This window comes from Streptomyces niphimycinicus, assembly GCF_018883605.1.
GTDB classification, from domain to species: Bacteria; Actinomycetota; Actinomycetes; order Streptomycetales; family Streptomycetaceae; genus Streptomyces; species Streptomyces niphimycinicus.
Genome location: NZ_JAHLEM010001218.1, coordinates 1 through 1,733 on the forward strand (window position 1 = coordinate 1; position 1,733 = coordinate 1,733).

The following is a 1,733-nucleotide window of genomic DNA, read 5'->3' on the forward strand; positions in this document are numbered from 1 at the left end:
GGCCGGCGCCCGGCTCGGCGGCCGGCTCGGCGCCCGGCTCGGCGACCGCCGAGATCCGCGCGCGGCCCGAGAGCCGGCCCGTGTTCGGACGGTAGGTCAGCTCCAGGTCGTAATGGGTCACCCGGTAGCCGCCGTTGCCGTGCCCGGGCAGATAGGAGTCCCCGGACCGGTCCGCCCCCGCCACGCCGCCGGGCGCGGTCTGCGCCCGGCCGCTCTTGCCCCTGCTCACTTGGCCGCACCCTCCGTCTTCCGCATGTCCCGCGCCTTCTCCGGCTTCCACGCCGCGATCGGGTTGCCGAGCCACGACGTGCCCGCGGGCAGCGTCTCGCCACGCATCACCAGCGACGCCGGACCCACCGTGGCACACGCGCCGACCGTGGCGCCCGGCAGCACGATGCCGTGCGGGCCCAGGGTGGCGCCGTCCTCCAGCACCACCTGGTCCATGCGCATGATCCGGTCGTGGAAGAGATGGGTCTGCACCACACATCCCCGGTTCACACTGGCGCCCGAGCCGATCCGTACCAGATCGGCCTCCGGCAGCCAGTACGTCTCGCACCACACCCCGCGCCCGACGCGCGCGCCGAGGCCCCGCAGCCACCAGTTCATCAGCGGCGTACCGGAGATGGCCCCGACCAGCCACGGGACGGCCAACACCTCCACGAAGGTGTCCGCCAGCTCGTTGCGCCATACGAACGAGCTCCACAGCGGGCGTTCGGCCGCTCTGAACCGGCCCACCAGCAGCCACTTGGCCAGCACCGCCACGGCACAGGCGACCAGACCGCCCGCGAGCAGCAGCACCCCGCCGGCCGCCATGGCCGCGGCGAATCCCCACCGTGCGGCGAGCGTTCCGAAGGCGGCCAGCACCAGCACCGCGAGCGCCGCACCACCCATCACGGGGACGATCCGGCACAGCTCGACCGCGCCGCGGGCCCACTTCAGCCGCCGCGCCGGACGGTAGGTACGGCTCTGGTCGCCCTCCTCGGCCGCCCGCGGCAGCTTCATCGGCGGCATCCCGAGCCATGAGCTGCCCTCCTTGGCCCCCCTGGGCGCGGCGGACAGCACGCCGACCAGACCGCGCTTGGGCACCGAACTGCCGCCCACGGCCATCCCCGAGTTGCCGAGGAACGCCATCTTGCCGACCCGCGACTGAGCGATCCGCAGCTTGCCGCCGCCCAGTTCGTAGGAGGCGACCATGGTGTCGTCGGCGAGGAACGCGCCATCGCCGACGGTGGTCATCGACGGCAGGGCCAGCACGGTGGACGCCTCCACCCCGCGCCCGACCTTCATGCCGAGCGCCCGCAGCCACACCGGGGTGAACAGGCTGGCGTACAGCGGGAACAGATGCACCCGCGCCATGTCCATCAACCGCTCGGTGGCCCATGCCTGCCAGGCGATCCGGCCGTGGACGGGATGGTGACCCGCCCGCAGGCCGAGGCCGAGCGTCCGCACCCCGGCCAGGACGAACAGCGCGTAGCACGCCATTCCGGCCACCGTCGCGAGCGGCACGGCGGCCAGCGCGTGGAGCAGCGCCGTGCCCGCGTCGTGGGTGCCCCGCAGGAACAGCGTGATGACGACGAGCGCGGGCAGCAGCGCCAGTGCGGGCAACAGGCTCAGCCCCAGCGAGGTGAGCCCGTACACAAACGCCCAGCGGCGGGTGCGGGCCGGCCGGCTCTCGGGCCGGCGGTGCGCCGCCTTGCCGGACTTGGCCGCCGGCACGCCCGCCCAGCGGCGCC

Annotated in this window: 1 protein-coding gene and 1 pseudogene; both read right to left on the reverse strand. The window is 74.3% G+C overall.

The genetic code is table 11. From position 1 onward, the window contains the following. Positions 1-229 (reverse strand): annotated as a pseudogene (locus tag KN815_RS48950) (M1 family peptidase); the annotation flags it as partial. Next, positions 226-1,733 (reverse strand): Pls/PosA family non-ribosomal peptide synthetase (locus tag KN815_RS48955; protein WP_372458670.1); only part of this gene is annotated, 1,508 nt, incomplete at its 5' end. The pseudogene KN815_RS48950 and the gene KN815_RS48955, both read right to left, overlap by 4 nt.